The organism is Paenisporosarcina sp. OV554 (assembly GCF_003058165.1).
Taxonomy (GTDB): Bacteria; Bacillota; Bacilli; order Bacillales_A; family Planococcaceae; genus Paenisporosarcina.
Genome location: NZ_QBUC01000003.1, coordinates 1 through 17835, shown reverse-complemented (window position 1 = coordinate 17835; position 17835 = coordinate 1). Strand labels below are relative to the sequence as shown.

The 17835-nt window shown below is 37.5% G+C and carries 16 protein-coding genes; 10 read left to right on the top strand and 6 right to left on the bottom strand.

The window, feature by feature from the left end; all coding sequences use genetic code 11:
* Positions 1 to 91: 91 nt before the first annotated feature.
* Complete coding sequence (locus C8K15_RS03655; RefSeq protein WP_108585084.1) at positions 92 to 1264, bottom strand: MalY/PatB family protein; 1173 nt, start codon at positions 1262 to 1264, stop codon at positions 92 to 94.
* A gap of 164 nt (positions 1265 to 1428) precedes the next feature.
* Here C8K15_RS03655 and C8K15_RS03650 point away from each other — a divergent pair, with 164 nt between their 5' ends.
* Positions 1429 to 1689, top strand: coding sequence for a DUF1871 family protein (locus C8K15_RS03650; RefSeq protein WP_108585083.1), 261 nt, complete (start codon positions 1429 to 1431; stop codon positions 1687 to 1689).
* A gap of 70 nt (positions 1690 to 1759) precedes the next feature.
* On the opposite strand, the gene C8K15_RS03645 is transcribed toward C8K15_RS03650, so the two are convergent.
* The gene (locus tag C8K15_RS03645) at positions 1760 to 1975 is read right to left on the bottom strand and encodes a helix-turn-helix domain-containing protein (RefSeq protein WP_108585082.1); all 216 of its coding nucleotides are present in this window, start codon (positions 1973 to 1975) and stop codon (positions 1760 to 1762) included.
* 101 nt (positions 1976 to 2076) lie between these two features.
* Positions 2077 to 3417, bottom strand: coding sequence for a sodium-dependent transporter (locus C8K15_RS03640; RefSeq protein WP_108585081.1), 1341 nt, complete (start codon positions 3415 to 3417; stop codon positions 2077 to 2079).
* 134 nt (positions 3418 to 3551) lie between these two features.
* Between C8K15_RS03640 and C8K15_RS03635 the strand changes: the two genes are divergently transcribed.
* The 3 genes from C8K15_RS03635 (at position 3552) to yugI (ending at position 6867) form a co-directional block, all read left to right on the top strand.
* On the top strand, positions 3552 to 4109 hold the full coding sequence (locus C8K15_RS03635) for an RNA polymerase sigma factor (RefSeq protein WP_108585080.1): 558 nt from the start codon (positions 3552 to 3554) through the stop codon (positions 4107 to 4109).
* Positions 4099 to 6237, top strand: coding sequence for a hypothetical protein (locus C8K15_RS03630; RefSeq protein ID WP_108585079.1), 2139 nt, complete (start codon positions 4099 to 4101; stop codon positions 6235 to 6237). Before C8K15_RS03635 ends, C8K15_RS03630 begins: the two co-directional genes overlap by 11 nt.
* A 255-nt stretch (positions 6238 to 6492) precedes the next feature.
* Positions 6493 to 6867 carry a S1 domain-containing post-transcriptional regulator GSP13 gene (yugI, locus tag C8K15_RS03625; protein WP_108585078.1) on the top strand — a complete coding sequence of 125 codons (375 nt, stop codon included), beginning with the start codon at positions 6493 to 6495 and terminating at the stop codon, positions 6865 to 6867.
* Between the two features lie 68 nt (positions 6868 to 6935).
* Here the strand turns inward: yugI and C8K15_RS03620 are convergent, their stop codons facing one another.
* Positions 6936 to 8243, bottom strand: a complete 1308-nt coding sequence (locus C8K15_RS03620) for an AAA-type ATPase lid domain-containing protein (protein WP_108585077.1) — start codon at positions 8241 to 8243, stop codon at positions 6936 to 6938.
* 141 nt (positions 8244 to 8384) lie between these two features.
* Between C8K15_RS03620 and pruA the strand changes: the two genes are divergently transcribed.
* From pruA to C8K15_RS03595, 5 genes are all read left to right on the top strand, one after another.
* On the top strand, positions 8385 to 9929 hold the full coding sequence (gene pruA, locus C8K15_RS03615; RefSeq protein ID WP_108585076.1) for an L-glutamate gamma-semialdehyde dehydrogenase: 1545 nt from the start codon (positions 8385 to 8387) through the stop codon (positions 9927 to 9929).
* 307 nt (positions 9930 to 10236) lie between these two features.
* Positions 10237 to 11430 carry an ornithine--oxo-acid transaminase gene (locus C8K15_RS03610; protein ID WP_108585075.1) on the top strand — a complete coding sequence of 398 codons (1194 nt, stop codon included), beginning with the start codon at positions 10237 to 10239 and terminating at the stop codon, positions 11428 to 11430.
* Between the two features lie 80 nt (positions 11431 to 11510).
* Entirely contained in the window at positions 11511 to 12755 is a 1245-nt protein-coding gene (locus tag C8K15_RS03605; protein WP_108585074.1) for a Glu/Leu/Phe/Val family dehydrogenase, read from the top strand.
* A 116-nt stretch (positions 12756 to 12871) separates the two neighbouring features.
* Positions 12872 to 14035 (top strand): iron-containing alcohol dehydrogenase, encoded by a 1164-nt coding sequence (locus C8K15_RS03600; protein ID WP_108585073.1) that lies wholly within the window; start codon positions 12872 to 12874, stop codon positions 14033 to 14035.
* Between the two features lie 105 nt (positions 14036 to 14140).
* Positions 14141 to 14548, top strand: a complete 408-nt coding sequence (locus C8K15_RS03595) for a YugN family protein (protein ID WP_108585072.1) — start codon at positions 14141 to 14143, stop codon at positions 14546 to 14548.
* A 152-nt stretch (positions 14549 to 14700) separates the two neighbouring features.
* Here the strand turns inward: C8K15_RS03595 and C8K15_RS03590 are convergent, their stop codons facing one another.
* Complete coding sequence (locus C8K15_RS03590) at positions 14701 to 15690, bottom strand: cation diffusion facilitator family transporter (protein ID WP_108585071.1); 990 nt, start codon at positions 15688 to 15690, stop codon at positions 14701 to 14703.
* A 12-nt stretch (positions 15691 to 15702) separates the two neighbouring features.
* Positions 15703 to 16428, bottom strand: coding sequence for an MgtC/SapB family protein (locus C8K15_RS03585; protein ID WP_108585070.1), 726 nt, complete (start codon positions 16426 to 16428; stop codon positions 15703 to 15705).
* A gap of 140 nt (positions 16429 to 16568) precedes the next feature.
* Here C8K15_RS03585 and C8K15_RS03580 point away from each other — a divergent pair, with 140 nt between their 5' ends.
* Positions 16569 to 17477: a DMT family transporter gene (locus C8K15_RS03580; RefSeq protein WP_108585069.1), complete on the top strand. Its 909-nt coding sequence runs from the start codon at positions 16569 to 16571 to the stop codon at positions 17475 to 17477.
* Positions 17478 to 17835 lie beyond the last annotated feature (358 nt).

Sequence of the window (17835 nt, the reverse complement as noted above, 5' to 3'; positions counted from 1 at the left end):
AGAAAGTAAAAGTTTTTCCGAGCTACACCTTCGTACATGGCGCAGATATGTCTAACTCCCAGCGCCGGTGTCGATCTAGAAGGCGCTTTTCTTATGTTAAAGCGGTTATGAAACGCAAAACACCATCTTCAAGTGTTTGACGTGGGCAAGCTACATTCATTCTCAAGAAGCCTTTTCCAGAATCGCCGTACTTGGAACCTGGTTCTAATGCAAGTTTCCCTTTGGTTAATAACTTGTCCATTATTTCTTTTTCTGATAATCCTGTGTCTCTGTAATCAATCCATAGCAAGTAGGTCCCTTGTGGTTTGTTGATTTTTATTCCTGCAACAGATTGTGTGATTTTATTAATTGCATAGTCCATATGAGAAGAAAGGACGTTCATTAATTCATCTAACCAAGGACCACCATCTTCATAGGCAGCAGTTAAAGCAGCTGCAGCAAAAGGGCTAAGTTCCATTTGTCCATGAGCAAGTGCGTTTTCTTTTAGTTTTTCTCGTTTTTCAGGATCTGTCGCAATCATCACAGCGGCTTGTACACCAGCTAAATTAAACGTTTTGGTTGGAGCTACACAAGTTATAATTCTGTTTACTTCATCCCCTGCCAAAGTCGCCAATGGGATATGCTGATGTCCAGGGAACACTAAATCAGCGTGTATTTCATCCGATAAAATGAGAGTATCATACTTGGCACACAATCGAATAATTTCCAGTAACGTCTCTTTTGACCATACCATGCCACCTGGATTGTGTGGGTTACATAAAATAAATAATTTTACTCCTTGTTTCAATTGTTCCTCGAATGAATCAAAGTCCACTTGATAATTGCCTTTTTCTTCTATTAATAAACTTTCCACTATTTGGCGACCTAGTCTATCCGGAACTGAAAAGAACATAGGGTAAACGGGGGGAGTTATTAATATACGATCGTCTTTTTCTGTAAATGCTTCAACTACAGATGCAATTGCAGGAACTACCCCATGATGAAACAGCATCCATTCTGTTTGGGTGTGCCAATCATGTCGCTCTTCTAACCACGTGTGCACAGCTGTTTTACAACCTTCACACATATAGGAATAACCAAAGACAGGATGATCAATTCGGCTATGTAAGGCATCAGTAACTGCTTGAGGTGCGGCGAAGTCCATATCAGCTACCCACATTGGCAAAATGTCAGAAGCATCTTCAATCCCATATATCGTCTCCATTAAATCCCATTTAACAGAACGACTTTTACGTCGGTCAATCACTTGTTCAAAATTAGTCAAGGTAATTCCTTCTTTCCTTTTTATTGTGGAAGTATTGTATTCAGTTTGTTTTCAAGTTTATAGAGTACGATTACTAGTCATGACAGGACGTCCTGAATCTAGCCTTCGTTCCTTTATTATGTTATCATAGCCTTTATTAAAGAAAAGCAAATAGGTGAAAAATGATGGAAAACATTGAAATGAATCGAAAATCGGTTAAGTTACTTCAAATGTGGGATCCTTTTAATATGGGTCCGGATGCATATGATACGGAAACAGCTGATGTTGTGGCTGCACTTCAAGGAATTGATCATCCTTCAGAACTTGCTAAACGCATTCAAGAAGTGTATGAACATTCTTATGAACAGTGGATTCCTCTTGAGCAATGTGTTCAAATTGCTTATAAACTAATAGCTGTTAAATATGAAGCAAAATGTATAGTTTAATCCGAGTTTCTTTTTGTATCTGGATAAAACAAAAGAGCATTCTCCCATTTGGGTGAATGCTCTTTCGTTTTTATGAATTAACTTGAAGCCCATCTAATAAATTAGAGACAGGAACTTCTAGTGCGTTAGATAATTTCAAAATGGTCTGTACGGAAGGAACTTCTGTACCGGCTTCATATTGTTCTAATTTCCTCGCACCTATTCTGGTTTTTAAAGATAAATCTTCTAAAGTCATATTACGTTCTTCCCGCAACAAGCGAAGTTGAGTGTGAAATTCTTGTTTCATCTTCATGCACTCCTTTCCATCATAGTAAGTATGCTACTTACTATCTTATCATACTCCACATACATGGATTATGTGAAATAAGTTGTTTTATAGACAGAAGCTTACCCTCTAAATGCTGAAATAACAGCGTTTATAAAGACCAGAATGATGGCTACCGGAGCTAGATAACGAACGATAAAATACCAAGACTTAAACGTGACAGGAGAAATATTTAATTCCTCGATCAGTTCTGATTTCTTCACAACGTATCCTGCAAAAATTGATATTAATAAAGCGCCTAAAGGTAAGCCTATACTACTTGTTAGGAAATCCGCAAAATCGAAGAATGTTTTTCCTAATATTTTAATATCGGAAAAAACACCGAAAGATAGAGCACTTGGAATACCTACTAAGAAAATCACTAAACCATAAATCCAGGCAGCTCGTTTCCGTTTATCGTATGCATTTTTTATCCCAATAGACACAACAGTTTCTAACATCGCAATCGAAGAAGTTAATGTTGCGAATAATAATAAGATAAAGAACATGAGCATAAAGAATGCACCAAAAGGAATTTGCTCGAACACGGCAGGTAAAATGATGAATACAAGTCCAGGACCTTCATCTGGTGAATAACCTAAAGCGAAAACTGCAGGGAAAATTACTAAACCTGCCATTAGAGAAATACCGATATTTAACATAGAAACACTGAACGCTGAACTGCCTAACTTTTGATCTTTAGGCAAATAAGAAGCATAAGTCATCATTCCAGCCACACCAACACTTAGAGAGAAGAATGCTTGTCCTAATGCCAATAACATGGTTTGAGCATTAAAGTAAGACCAATCTGGGACAAACATAAATTTAACGCCTTCCATTGCACCGTCTAATGTTAAAGAACGGATAACTAACACAACAAAGAATATTAATAGAGCGGGCATCATGATTCGACTGGCGCGTTCAATACCGCCTTCAATACCCCCACGTACAATGATGACAGTCAAAATCATAAAGACTGCTTGACCAATTAATACCTCCCAAGGATTTGAGATAATTGATTCAAATAACTTTCCGTAATCACTGTTTCCATTATTATCAAGACTGAACATTAAGGCTCTTCCTAAATAGGATAAAATCCATCCGCCAACCACACTGTAGAATGACAAAATGATGAGTGAGAAAAAGAACCCAGACCAGCCAATAAAGAACCAATTTTTACCCGGTTTTAATCTTTTAAAACTTGTTACTGCATCTGCTTGGCCTTTCCGACCAAGAACAAACTCTGCTAATAGAATTGGTAACCCAATTAATAATGTACTGATAATAAATAATAAGACAAATACGCTACCACCGTTTGTTCCTGCCATATATGGAAACTTCCATATTGCTCCAAGTCCAATCGCACTACCTGCAGCTGCGAGGACAAAGCCTATCTTTGATGCAAAATGATCGCGCTTTTCCATTTAACCCAACTCCTAAATTCTTTAAAGATTTTTCTAATACTACACGACAGGAATAAAAAAGAATATAACTTTTGAAACAATCATAGAAAAAGAAACGTATAACTTATAACAAATAGAGAGAGTGGAGGGGACGTATGGAAAAACTTGAATTGATTGACAGGGCGCAAAAAGGGGATAAAGTGGCTTATGGTGAATTAATGAACCTTCATCATCGCACAGTTGAGAAGTTCGCCTTTCAATGTGGCGTCAAAGCAGATGATGTTCAAGACGTCACACAAGAAGTTTTTATGAAATTATATAGATTTTTAAACCATTTTAGACAAGATCAATTTTCCATATGGTTATATAAAATCACCTTAAATATCACAAAAGATTATTATCGATTAACAAATAGAGAAAAAGTAAAAGAAAGTAAAATCCAAGGCGAAATCAACTTTGGAATACCCAGAAAATTAACAGAATCAAAAATATTAGTATTCGAAGAGGACAGAGTACTTCATGAAGCTATTCGAGCATTAGAAGAAAAATATCGTATACCTATCGTCTTATTCTATTTTCAGGAACTCACATATGATCAAATAGGTGAAGTTATGAATATCCCGCTCGCAACAGTTAAAACACGTTTATTGAGCGCGAAAGACCAACTAAATTCCGCAATCGCTTTAATAGGAGGGGCCGAATATGGACGATAAAGAATTTGAACAACGAATGAACTTATTAAAAAAATCATACAATCGCGTCCCGTCTAAATTCAAAGCGGACGAAGTATTGTCTAAAATCGAGGATGAAAGCCAACAACAACAATATGGAACAGTCGATAAGTCGGTCAATACATCTAAGTGGCAAAAAAATAGTGTCTGGGCTGTCAGTTTAGCAAGTATCTTTTTAATAGGTATTTTGAGTGCTTCATTCATGAATGATCATGATGAGGAAAAGAACAGCACGGCTGCCGAATACGATCAGAAGGAAATGGAAGAACTCAAGAAAGACTATCAATCGGAGCGGGAAAAGAGACAGAAAATGCTGGGCTTGACGAATGAACAGTTCGATCATCTGGGCTTTGTAAAGTTTGCGGATAGTGAATTTGCACGTATCACACATCCTGACACTATAAAGAAGTCGACACTTCCCTTGAAAATAGCCTATGGAGAAACGATTAAGTATTTACTACTGCCTTCAGAAATGGTGACAAGCCTTAAAAACAATAGCCCATTGAATGAAGAAATGAGTACAGGTTTTGTGGATGAACTGAGCAGTAAAATGGATGACTTGAAAATGGTCTATGATTTGGTCATTACTAAAAATAAGGAAATCTTAAATACAGCTAAAATGAACGGAAAACTTGATGCCGACTATTTGTATAGCCGTAGAAAAGATTTGCCTGAACCAGTGCAGCTGATGATTTCGAATGCTTCTCAAGAAGGTATTCGGATTGAGGTGGCACCAAATCAAAAAGAATTTATAGCTGATATTGAAATGAATGATATGATATTCGGTCTGGATGGAAAGATAGCCCAGTCAGCCCTAAATTCATTGTATATTAAACAAATGGCTCCATTCACGTATGGAGGGGAACTAGTTTACGATACACAGGAATCAGCGTACATTTTGGAGTCTATAGAATATTCCCTGATGAGCGTCAGACAGCGAGGTGAATTGTACTCCGTAATAAAATCTTATTATGAAGACCTTGCTTATACATTGATTTTCGGCTCTTCCAACACAGCAGTTTTTTCAAATGGGAAAATTAAAGAGGAATATCAAACCGCATGGAATTATTTCCTTTTGATTCCTAGTGTATCACCAATGAAATATTACTTGAAACCTGTTGTCGATTCCTTAAGTGCGAATAATTGGGAAGTGAACGAAACTTACAAATTACTTGATTTCAATGATTTGAAGGATGCAGTCCGGCTTGCAGAAACGGGTGAACTCGCAAAATTAATGCCGACTGAGGAATTAGCGGACTCTGTAAAAGTGGTTGAATGGCCAAACTCAGAATTACATCAAAAAATTCATGGCTATCTGAAAAATCCAGGCTCAAAAAATCCTGATTATGCCTTATCGAATTTAACGCCGATTGAGTCTGTGCTGTTATTTTCCTATGCCCAACAATCAGATTTCCCAGAAGTACTGTTGGATTTGACTCTTCCATTCCAAGGAATGGAATCAGTAGCGGATATACAGGCATTTCTAGGGAACGAAAATATTCTTCCCGAAGAAGTAATTACACTTATGTATGATGAACGAATGAGCACCTCTCAAAATGAAGAACTTTTTGGCATGATTGAAGTCCAAACGAAGGAAACTGTTAAGACAATACCGGTTGTGAAAAACCGAGAAGGTGTATGGCAAATCGATTTAGGTATTTCGGTGACAACTCTAGGAGAGCACTATTACGAACCGATTACTTTAAAGTACACGAAAAGAGTCCAAAGAATTTATGAAGAATTCAAAGAAGCATATGACTTCGATATCATTAGATCGGAAAGTCCAGATATTATTGCAGGCATCTATTTGGAAGCATTATATTCGGGTGATGCTGAAACCCAGTATGCATTGTTGTTGGATGACGTGAACTATTTAAGACCTACCCGCGAGGAATTTATAGGTGAATACTCCCGTTCTGCCGACGTCATGGATTGGAAGACTCTATTCGAATCAGTTGAATATCAATTAGAAGAAGTGCAAGGCGACCATGATCAAGTCATTTATTTTAATTTAAAAACCGAATATCAGACAAAAGATGAAATTCAGAAAGGATTCCAACTGCGTAAAACGAGTGAAGGATGGCGTGTTCACTTTATGCCGATGCAGTGAGTCTTTTGACAATACACTCCTGTAATACCGCAAGGAGATGAAGAGTACGATCAAATAATATATTTCGAACTTAAAAGAGAGTTTCAATATGGAAATGAAACACGAAAAGGTATTAGTATGCGGAAAACTATAGATGGATGGCGAGTTTATTTTGCTCCATTCCAGTGATGTTTTTGAGTTATTTACTAGTTTATGGTATAATCTTTTATGGCCTTAAGGTAGATAGGTATATATCCAAGACTGGGAGAGATTATTATGACTAAGAAGTTTCAAGTTGGTGAAGTGGTTTCAGGAAAAGTAACAGGCGTACAGCCATACGGCGCGTTTGTAGCATTAGATGAAGAGACTCAAGGTCTTGTTCATATCTCTGAAATCACATACGGTTATGTAAAAGAAGTAAGCGAATTCTTGTCAGTTGGTCAAGAAATAGAAGTGAAAGTACTTGAAGTGGACGAAAAGGCAGGGAAAATCAGCCTTTCAATTCGTGCATTACAAGAACGTCCACCAGTTTTACGTAAAGACGACAAACCTAAAAAATCATTGCAAGCACGCGTTGACGAGCATGATGCAGAAGGTTTTAACTCTTTAAAAGATAAATTGCAAGAATGGATTAATAAATCCGGTCAATGAGAAAAAGCGAGCTAACTCTATATGAGTTACTCGCTTTTTTTATTTGATAAATAGTATTATGCAAAGCTCTATTTCTTCATCTTTCTCAATCGATACTGCAAGTTCTGTCTACTCATTCCTAAAGCTAATGCAGCTTTTGTAACGTTTCCATCAAACATCCCCATCACTTTTTGCAAGTAGTACATCTCTGCTTCTCTTAAATAATCGTCAAGTGGCAATAAGTCTCGATCTGTCTGAACAACAAAATCTTCTGCTCTCATCAAAGGCTCTCGCATTTCTTGCACTTTTATTTTAAAATGCAGAGGCAACATTTCAAAAGTAATCATGTCTTCATCGGATAACATAGAGGCCATTTCGTCCAATAAAATTTCCACTTCTTTTAAATTTCCTGGCCAGTCATACGAATGGAAAATTTCGCGCACTTCATTGGTCAAACTTAAAATAGCCGAACCAAAACGAACACGATGTCTAGCAAAGTAGTCATGAATAAACGGATCGATGTCTTCTCGGCGTTCTCTTAACGGAGGAACAACTATTGTCATGGATGAAAAGAAATAATATAGGTCTTTTAAAAGTTCTCCTGAAGCAATTAAATCTACTGGGTCTGCGCCAACGCTCGCTAAAAATAAATGGTCACAAAGTGTTGGATCATTAACTATACTTAAAAGCTGCTGTTGCATACTAAGTGTAAGTAAATCAATTCGTTCACAAAAAATTGTACTTGCTTCAAGAGAAACTAAGTCGTCTTTTAATTTATTTAGAATGGTTGGATCAGAGTTGTGGCAATATAGCGTATAGAAATGGGATAAAGGTGGGGATAATTCGTAATGTATGCCTTCAGCAACTAAGTCTTTGCCAGTTCCGGCTTCACCAACTAGTAATACAGATAAGCGTGCAGTAGCTGCTTTTTTAGCAGTTGAAATGACTTGTTTCATCGATTCTGAAACGGCTGTAATTACTGAAAATGTAATCGGTTCACCATAGCGACGCAATGGTTGGTAAACCAAACGTTCTAAGGTTGTGACGTCACGTGCTAATTCAACAGCACCGATTAACTCGCCATTTTCAAAAACGGGATATGTATCATTTATTGTTGTAATTTCATGACCATTACGATTCCAATACGTTTGTTTTACATTTAACACGTGTTCCTCACTTTGTAGTACTTTTAAAAGAGTGCTTTCTTGTTGATCGAATTGGAATAACTCAAGAAGAGAACGATCGGCTACATCGTGTAAATCTAAGCCTTCAATATTTTTCATTTTTTCATTATATAAAATGGTCCGTCCATTACGATCAATTGCGTGAATACCAACGGGAATATGGTCACTTGCAAAACGGTAAAACGGTAATAATTGAAGGTCTTTTTTATTCACGGGAGGAACACTCCTAACTTTTTTTGCTAAAATAAGAAATATCACTTGATTAACGCAACAATCTTTTGCATTATTATAGATGTAAACGAAATAAAAGTGCAAATTATTTTTGCACTAAAAATAAATTATAGGAGGATTCATATGATTCCTTATAAACATGAAGCATTCACAGATTTTTCAAAAGAAGAAAACAAAATTGCCATTCAAGACGGTTATGAAACAGTAGCTGGTTACATGGGGCAAGATTTCCCACTTATTATTGGTGGCGAAAGAATTACGACTGAAGAAAAGATTGTTTCTTACAATCCATCAAATAAAACTGAAGTTGTCGGTTCAGTATCTAAAACAAGCCATGAATTAGCTGCAAAAGCTATGGACATTGCTGATGCTACATTTAGCACATGGAAAAAAGTGAAACCTGAAATCCGTGCAGATGTTCTTTTCAAAGCAGCTGCAATTATGCGTCGTCGTAAATTTGAGTTCTCAGCATTACTTTCTAAAGAAGCTGGTAAAACATGGATAGAAGCAGACGTTGAAGCGGCTGAAGCTATCGATTTCCTTGAATACTATGGTCGTCAAATGCTTCGTTTAAAAGATGGTCAACCAGTTGAAAGCCGTCCAGGTGAGTACAATCGTTATGACTATATTCCTTTAGGTGTAGCAGTTGTTATTTCTCCATGGAACTTCCCATTTGCTATCATGGCAGGAACTGCTGTAGCAAATATTGTTGCTGGTAACACAGTCTTACTTAAACCTGCATCAACTACACCAATCGTAGCGTTTAAATTTGTTGAAGTATTAGAAGAAGCAGGAATGCCTGCTGGTGTACTTAACTTCATTCCTGGATCTGGTGCTGAAGTTGGGGACTTCTTAGTCGATCACCCACGTACTCGTTTAATCAGTTTCACTGGTTCACGTGATGTTGGTTTACGTATTTTTGAACGTTCTTCTAAATTAAACGAAGGTCAAATTTGGATTAAACGTGTTATCGCTGAAATGGGCGGTAAAGACACAATCGTTGTTGATAAAGAAGCTGATTTAGAATTAGCTGCTCAATCAATCGTTAAATCTGCATTTGGCTTTAGTGGACAAAAATGTTCAGCATGTTCACGTGCTGTTATCGTTGAAGATGTATACGATCAAGTAGTAAATCGTGTAGAAGAGTTAACGAAAGCTTTATCTGTAGGTGTTCCAGAGCAAGATGAGCACTTTGTAGGTCCAGTTATCGATGGCGCTGCATTCAAAAAAATTATGAGCTACATTGAAATTGGTAAAGGTGAAGGTCGCCTAGTTTCGGGTGGATCTGGAGATGACTCTAAAGGATTCTTCATTCAACCAACTGTATTCGCTGACTTGGATCCAAAAGCACGCATCATGCAAGAAGAAATTTTTGGACCAGTTGTTGGTATCTCTAAAGCAAAAGATTTCGATCACGCACTTGAAATTGCAAACAACACGGAGTACGGCTTAACTGGAGCGGTTATTACTAACAACCGTATGAACCAAGAAAAAGCACGTGAAGAATTCCATGTTGGTAACTTATACTTCAACCGTGGATGTACTGGCGCAATCGTTGGCTACCAACCATTCGGTGGTTTCAACATGTCAGGAACAGACTCTAAAGCGGGCGGACCTGATTACTTAGGATTGCACTTACAAGCTAAAACAACATCTGAAATGCTATAAGAAAAGTGAAGCAGGGTGCGTTAGGCTGACGCCGGCGCTGGAAAGACCGAATCGGAAACCTGTTTCCGAATGAGGGCTTGAAGCTTAGGTGCAGCCTGCCCTGCGGAACTAGACATTAAGACTAGCGGGAAACCCTAAATAGCTCGACACCGGTGCTGGAAGGAAGAAAGGCGAATAATTCGCCTTTCTGACCCCATACTGTGGCCGGCGAGCTGGACTTCGAAGCTGGACACGAAAGTATGAATATAGGCAGGCACATCTGAAGATGGGTCTGCTTTTTTTTACAAATCAGAGGAGGCGAAACATTATGACAGTTTCACAGAATGTTATTGAACAAACAGAGAAGTTTGGTGCTCCAAACTATCATCCCCTTCCAATCGTAATTTCTGAAGCACAAGGTGTATGGGTAAAGGATCCAGAAGGAAATAAATTTATGGATATGTTATCTGCTTATTCAGCAGTAAACCAAGGACACCGTCACCCGAAAATTATTCAAGCACTTAAGGATCAAGCGGACCGTGTGACACTAACTTCACGTGCTTTCCATAATGACCAATTAGGACCTTGGTACGAAATGATTTGTGAGTTATCGGGTAAAGAAATGGCATTGCCAATGAATACGGGTGCTGAAGCTGTTGAAACAGCTATTAAAGCAGCCCGTCGCTGGGCATACGATGTAAAAGGGATTGCTGAGAACCAAGCAGAAATTATTGCTTGCAACGGGAACTTCCACGGTCGTACTATGGCTGCGGTGTCTCTTTCTTCTGATCCAGATTACAAACGTGGCTTCGGACCGATGCTACCAGGTATTAACCTAATCCCTTATGGTGATATTGAATCGTTAAAACAAGCTATCACACCAAATACAGCTGCATTCTTAATTGAGCCAATTCAAGGAGAAGCTGGGATTGTTATTCCTCCAGCAGGTTTCATGAAAGCAGCTCTTGAACTTTGTCGCGAAAATAACGTTCTATTCATTGCAGACGAAATCCAAGCAGGTCTTGGCCGTACAGGTAAAATGTTTGCATGCGAGTGGGAAGATGTAGATCCAGATATGTATATTTTAGGTAAAGCACTTGGTGGCGGTGTATTCCCAATCTCTTGTGTGGTTGCGAATAAAGAAATACTTGAGGTATTTAACCCAGGTTCACACGGTTCTACTTTCGGTGGTAACCCAATGGCTTGCGCAGTTTCAATTGCATCATTAAATGTTTTAGTAGATGAAAAGTTAGCACAACGCTCTGAAGAACTAGGAAACTATTTCAAAGAAGCATTATCACAAATTAAACATTCTTCTATTAAAGAAGTTCGTGGACGTGGATTATTTATCGGTATAGAGCTTAACGAAGCAGCTCGTCCATATTGTGAAGAATTAAAAGAACTTGGGCTTCTATGTAAGGAAACTCATGACACGGTAATTCGTTTTGCACCACCTTTGGTAATAACTAAAGAAGAATTAGACTGGGCAATCGAAAAAATTCAAAAAGTATTCAATAAATAATTTTTATTGTAAAAAAATATACCAAATATGTTACAATAGTTGCGATAGAATCATTATGAATAAAGAGGCGAAAATATAAAATGGCTGAAAATCTAAACCTGTTCACTTCAACGCAAGATGTAATTCAGGACGCACTGAACAAACTTGGATATGACGAGGGAATGTTTGAACTTTTAAAAGAACCATTACGAATGCTAGAAGTACGTATTCCAATTAAAATGGATGATGGTAAAGTTAAAGTTTACACGGGTTACCGTGCACAACATAACGATGCTGTAGGTCCTACTAAAGGTGGCGTACGTTTTCATCCTGAAGTTTCTGAAGATGAAATGAAAGCATTATCTATGTGGATGACTTTAAAGTGCGGTATCGTTGATTTACCATACGGTGGAGCTAAAGGTGGAATTATTTGTGATCCACGACAAATGTCAATGAATGAAATTGAAAAGTTAAGTCGTGGTTACGTTCGCGCAATAAGTCAATTTGTTGGTCCAACTAAAGATATTCCTGCTCCAGATGTATTTACAAATTCTCAAATTATGGCATGGATGATGGATGAATATAGCCGTATGGATGAATTCAACTCTCCTGGCTTTATTACAGGTAAACCTATTGTTCTTGGTGGTTCACAAGGACGGGAGCGTGCAACTGCACAGGGTGTAACTATTTGTGTTGAAGAAGCTGCAAAAAAACGCGGAATCGAAATGAAAGGCGCACGAATTGTCATTCAAGGATTCGGTAATGCAGGAAGTTTCTTAGCTAAATTCATGAGTGATGCAGGAGCGAAAGTTATCGGAATTTCAGATGCTTACGGTGCGTTACATGATCCAGAAGGTTTGGATATTGATTACTTGCTTGATCGTCGTGATAGTTTTGGAACAGTAACAACATTGTTTGAAAATACTATCTCAAATCAAGAATTACTTGAATTGGATTGTGATATTCTAGTGCCTGCTGCCATTGAAAATCAAATCACAGCAGAAAATGCACATAAAATTAAAGCTAGTATTGTAGTTGAAGCAGCAAATGGTCCTACTACTTCAGAAGCTACAAAAATATTAACTGATCGTGGCATTTTACTTGTTCCAGACGTACTTGCAAGTGCAGGTGGAGTAACGGTATCTTATTTTGAATGGGTTCAAAATAATCAAGGATATTACTGGACAGAAGAAGAAGTTAACGAGAAGCTATATAAAAAGATGATTACTGCTTTTGATAATGTTTATACGGTTGCAACAACACGCAATATTAATATGCGATTAGCTGCATATATGGTAGGCGTACGTAAAACTGCTGAAGCGGCACGATTCCGTGGCTGGGTATAACAACAATACTGCGTCTTGTCTATTTTAGACAAGACGCTTTTTTTGTATGTCTGAGCTCTTTTCTTTGATTTTATGAAGAGTTTTGCACATAATAAATTCATAGGAGCGTGATCAAAGTGAATTCATTTTCATTTTATAACCCTGTCAAATTGATTTTTGGTAAAGGGCAACTTGAGCAGATTAAACAAGAATTACCTACATACGGCAAAAAAGTTTTAGTCATCTATGGTGGTGGAAGTATAAAGAAAAACGGTCTTTATGAAGAAGTCATGACGACATTAAAGGGAGCAGATTTAGATGTTTTTGAATTAAGTGGTGTAGAACCTAACCCACGTATTTCAACTGTTCGACGTGGCGTGGAGCTTTGTAAAAAAGAAAATATTGATGTAATGCTAGCAGTAGGTGGAGGATCAGTAATTGATTGTACAAAGCTAATAGCAGCAGGTGCTAAGTATGAGGGTGATGCTTGGGATTTTGTTAGTCGTAAAGCTGTTCCTGAAGCAGCACTGCCATTTGGTACGGTTTTAACGTTAGCAGCAACAGGTTCAGAAATGAATCCAGGTTCTGTTATCACAAATGAAGAGACACAAGAAAAATACGGATGGGGTAGCCCTCTAGTTTTCCCGAAATTCTCAATACTTGATCCAACATATACGTTCTCCGTCCCACAAGATCAAACTGTTTACGGAATCGTTGATATGATGTCACATATATTTGAACAATATTTCAACAACGCTACGAACACACCTGTCCAAGATGAAATGTGTGAAGGTGTATTACGTGCAATTATGGAAACTGCACCAAAGTTATTAAATAATTTACATTCATACGAACACCGTGAAACTATTCTCTTCTCAGGAACGATTGCCTTAAATGGCATGCTTCAAATGGGATACCAAGGGGACTGGGCATCCCACAATATTGAGCATGCAGTATCAGCCGTTTATGATATCCCGCACGCAGGTGGGTTAGCAATTCTTTTCCCACACTGGATGCGACACAATATTAAAATTGACCCAGAACGTTTCGCACGTTTAGCAGTTTATGTATTTGGAGTTGAACCTGAAGGCAAAACGGTAGAAGAAATAGCAAATGAAGGAATCGATAATTTACGTGCTTATTGGACTTCACTAGGTGCTCCGGAAACTCTTGCTGATTATGATATTGATGATTCTAATATTGAAGTCATGGTAGAAAAAGCAATGGTTTATGGACCATTTGGAAATTTTGTTTCTTTAGAGTCTGAAGATGTACGTTCAATCCTAAAAGCTTCTTTATAAAGTCGAAAAACACTCTTCCAACATGGTCGAGTGTTTTCTTTTCCTGCGTACGAATAAAATCGTACTCCTCCTGTCCATTCTATATAGAAGAAGGAGGTCTTTTTTTTGATTGAACTAAATTCTTTAATACAAGGACAACGGTTTGAAAAAGGTGAGTTAGAAGAGTTTTTAACAGCCCAAGGATTTACTGTTGGTGGTGGTTGGGATTATGATCATGCTTATTTTGATTATGTATTTCAAAAAACACCATACTATGATGTCTTACGAATTCCAGTATATGTGAAGAGCGGGGACTTTGAACAGGCATCTGCTAAGTTAGAATGCGGTATACCTTTCTTGCTTAGACATTGTTATCAGTATGGTATAGATGACGAAAAGGATGCTTTATTTGGGCTTGGTGGAGGGGCGTTAAATCAATTTCAAAAGCCTACGAATCCAGATGCACCAATAAGTGAAAAACTAGTTGTGCAGGGAGTAGAATTACTTAAAGTACTCGATAGTCAGTTGCAATAGGAAAGCTGAGCGATGTAGCAAGCGATTTCATTAAAGGCTTGAAACCGTTTTACTGTTTGGTCGGCGGAGTTGTAAGGTAAAAGCTATTGTTTAAAGATTTTCAAATAAAATGTCCCGTCCAATTTGAAATCATTGGATGGGACATTTTATTATTATTCAGTTGGTAAAGTATCTGGGCGAGTACTTACATGTTTCCAATGAGTAGTCCCATCGTCTTCATCAAATGAAATGGTCACATCTTGTACACCTTGTTGGTGAAGAATCAAGTCTACTAAATGATCACGAATATCATCTGCCTGAGCAAAAGAGATAGAAGAGTCAACTTCAGCCACAAGTTCTACGTGTAAAAACTCTCCTTCTTTTATTACTGCAAGCTTTTGAATGTCTTTCACATCTTTGTGTTCAAATACCAGATGAGCAATGTGGTTTAACATTTGTTCATCTGTTTCGCCGATTGCACCGCGTGCATTTTCTAAGAAAACTCGTCCAACTACATAGAACATCATTAATCCAATCATAATAGAAGCAATACCTTCTGCTTGTAAAAATCCAGTAAAATGAGCAATTAAGACAGCTATAAACGCTAAGATACCACCGCTAGTTGCTACTAAATCTTCCATAAACACTAATTTAGTTGCTGGTTTAGCACGATTTAAGTGAACAAAACCTTTAGTTAAAGGTGCTAAACCTTTTGCATCTGCAATTCCTGCTTCGTGTAAAACTTCTTTACCAGCCTTATAAAGTACAAAAGTTTCTAAAATAATTGCAATTGCTAATACACCAAGAGTAATTAATAATCCTCCAGATTTAGCTGGATGTTGTATATGATGCCATCCTTCAATTATCGTTTCATAAGATAAAATAGCAACAATTAAGACTGCACCTAGACAAACTAAGTTGACAACTCGACCAAAACCATTTGGAAAACGAGTTGTAGGTGATTTTTTAGAAAGCGCCGATCCAATAAAAACAAAAAACTGGTTTGCGGCATCCCCGATTGAATGCATCATTTCTGCAAACATAGCTACATTTCCTGTGAAAAAGAAAGCAACACCTTTTAATACTGCAATGATAGTATTTACGATTGCTGCAAGTAAGGAAGGTTTATTTCCTCCTTTAAGTAGTCCGAAAAATTCTTTCATAAATGCCTCCTGTTAAGATAAGATTTCGAGTTCAACTCGATCGATATAAGAGAGAGAATGAACTCTGTTGTAAATAGTAAACATGTCGTGTCTAGGTGGTGCAGATAAGCGTATTTCCATTTCATGTTTAATACGTTGATCAGAAAGCGGAATGTCTTTAATGCGAAAACTTTCTACAACAATTTCTTCTGAGGTTAAAAAAGATATTAAACTTTTTATGTCACCCGTTTCGGAAATTAGAACTTTTAAATAAACTTCTTTCATCCTTAAGCGTTTTGGACCGATTTTAGAAAGGAGAGGAGGAAGTAGCTCGATTCCCACTAATACAATCAATACACAAATTGTCGCTTCTATATAGAAACCAGCTCCTACAGCAATACCTATAGCGCCAGCACCCCAAATCATAGCAGCTGTTGTTAAACCAGTAATACTGTCATTACCTTTTCTTAAGATTACCCCTGCACCTAAAAAACCAATTCCACTAACTATTTGCGCCGCAAGACGTAATGGATCCATCGTAATATTGACACCGTCTCTAGCTTCAGCCATATAGGCAGATTCAATAGAAATGTAAGTAAGGAGACAACTAAACGTTGCAATGACTAAACTTGTTTTCAAGCCAACAGGTTTCTTCTTTAATTCCCTTTCAATACCAATAATTAAACTTAATAGTGCTGCTAATCCCAACTTCAATAATATTTCGGTATGTATAAACCCGCCAGAAATAACATCTCCCATTAACATCCTCCTCACTAAAAGATAAAAACAAACTTGCGCTGCCTGATTAGAAATGAAACAATATGAAGGAATACTTATATAGTACCTTTTTTCGGTTAATATAAACAATTGTTTAGAGGGTAAAGAGAGAAGTGGAATTCATGGGAAATCGTACAATTCATCCATACCTGCCAATTGCGATTGGTGTTATTGCTGTTTCTATGTCAGCGATCTTCGTAAAACTTGCCAACGCTGATGCAGGAGTCATTGCATTTTACCGAATGTTGTTTTCAGTTTTAATCATGGCACCTATCTTTTTTTGGAAGTACACAAAAGAGTTGAGAATTTTAACAAAAAGAGATTGGACGTTTTCATTTATAGCCGGTATCTTTTTAGCTTTTCATTTCATTCTATGGTTCGAATCATTAAATTACACATCAGTAGCAAGCTCAACAGTATTAGTAACGTTGCAACCTTTGTTTGCGTTTGCAGGAACATATTTCTTCTTTAAGGAACGTTTATCTGTTAAAACAATTCTATCAGGACTCATTGCAATCGGAGGATGTATCTTAATTAGCTGGGGAGACTTGCGAATCAGTGGAAGTGCTTTGTACGGAGATATGTTGGCACTTTCTGCTTGTGGACTAGTTACTGCTTATTTATTGTTTGGACAGGACGTACGAAAAAGACTTTCGCTCGTTACATACACATTTGTGGTTTATGGAGTAAGCACTATAACTTTGTTCTTTTACATAGTTGTTAAAGGAGAGTCGTTTGGCCCGTATCCAGCAAATGATTGGTTGTGGTTTTTATTATTAGCAATTGTTCCGAATCTTTTAGGGCATACATTATTTAACTGGTCATTAAAATATGTTTCAACAAATATTATATCAATCGCGATTTTATTTGAACCAATAGGAGCAGCAATATTAGCTTTTTATGTGTTTAATGAATATTTAAGCGCTACTCAAATACTTGGAGGATTCATCGTAATTGCAGGTATAACGCTGTTTGTGATGGACTTTAAACGATTCAATAAACTTTTTCGTAAAAACCCTCTTGATTTATGAATCAAGAGGGTGTATATTAAATCTTGTCCTTCGGAAGCGAGAAAAAATATTTTAAAATAGTTATTGACTTTGATTTCGAAAGACGGTATATTAATAAAGTCGCTGAAACGGCTACGAACAAATGAACCTTGAAAACTGAACAGCAAAACGTCAACTAACAAGCGGAACGCACTTCGGTGCCGGAAGCGAAAACGTTTTTTTGCACCGACACCTGTCGGCATTGAAAACAAACTTGAACTTAATCGTTCATTATAAACGTCAAATTTTTGACGCCAGCAACAAAGTCGAGCTAATCGACTCACCATTATGGAGAGTTTGATCCTGGCTCAGGACGAACGCTGGCGGCGTGCCTAATACA

What these genes read in the sequence shown, in the direction of transcription:
- C8K15_RS03580 (WP_108585069.1), top strand. Translation starts at nt 16,569, where the DNA reads ATGGGAAATCGTACAATTCATCCATACCTGCCAATTGCGATTGGTGTT.
- C8K15_RS03585 (WP_108585070.1), bottom strand. Translation starts at nt 16,428, where the DNA reads ATGGGAGATGTTATTTCTGGCGGGTTTATACATACCGAAATATTATTG.
- C8K15_RS03650 (WP_108585083.1), top strand. Translation starts at nt 1,429, where the DNA reads ATGGAAAACATTGAAATGAATCGAAAATCGGTTAAGTTACTTCAAATG.
- pruA (WP_108585076.1), top strand. Translation starts at nt 8,385, where the DNA reads ATGATTCCTTATAAACATGAAGCATTCACAGATTTTTCAAAAGAAGAA.
- C8K15_RS03645 (WP_108585082.1), bottom strand. Translation starts at nt 1,975, where the DNA reads ATGAAACAAGAATTTCACACTCAACTTCGCTTGTTGCGGGAAGAACGT.
- C8K15_RS03590 (WP_108585071.1), bottom strand. Translation starts at nt 15,690, where the DNA reads ATGAAAGAATTTTTCGGACTACTTAAAGGAGGAAATAAACCTTCCTTA.
- C8K15_RS03640 (WP_108585081.1), bottom strand. Translation starts at nt 3,417, where the DNA reads ATGGAAAAGCGCGATCATTTTGCATCAAAGATAGGCTTTGTCCTCGCA.
- C8K15_RS03610 (WP_108585075.1), top strand. Translation starts at nt 10,237, where the DNA reads ATGACAGTTTCACAGAATGTTATTGAACAAACAGAGAAGTTTGGTGCT.
- yugI (WP_108585078.1), top strand. Translation starts at nt 6,493, where the DNA reads ATGACTAAGAAGTTTCAAGTTGGTGAAGTGGTTTCAGGAAAAGTAACA.
- C8K15_RS03605 (WP_108585074.1), top strand. Translation starts at nt 11,511, where the DNA reads ATGGCTGAAAATCTAAACCTGTTCACTTCAACGCAAGATGTAATTCAG.
- C8K15_RS03630 (WP_108585079.1), top strand. Translation starts at nt 4,099, where the DNA reads ATGGACGATAAAGAATTTGAACAACGAATGAACTTATTAAAAAAATCA.
- C8K15_RS03635 (WP_108585080.1), top strand. Translation starts at nt 3,552, where the DNA reads ATGGAAAAACTTGAATTGATTGACAGGGCGCAAAAAGGGGATAAAGTG.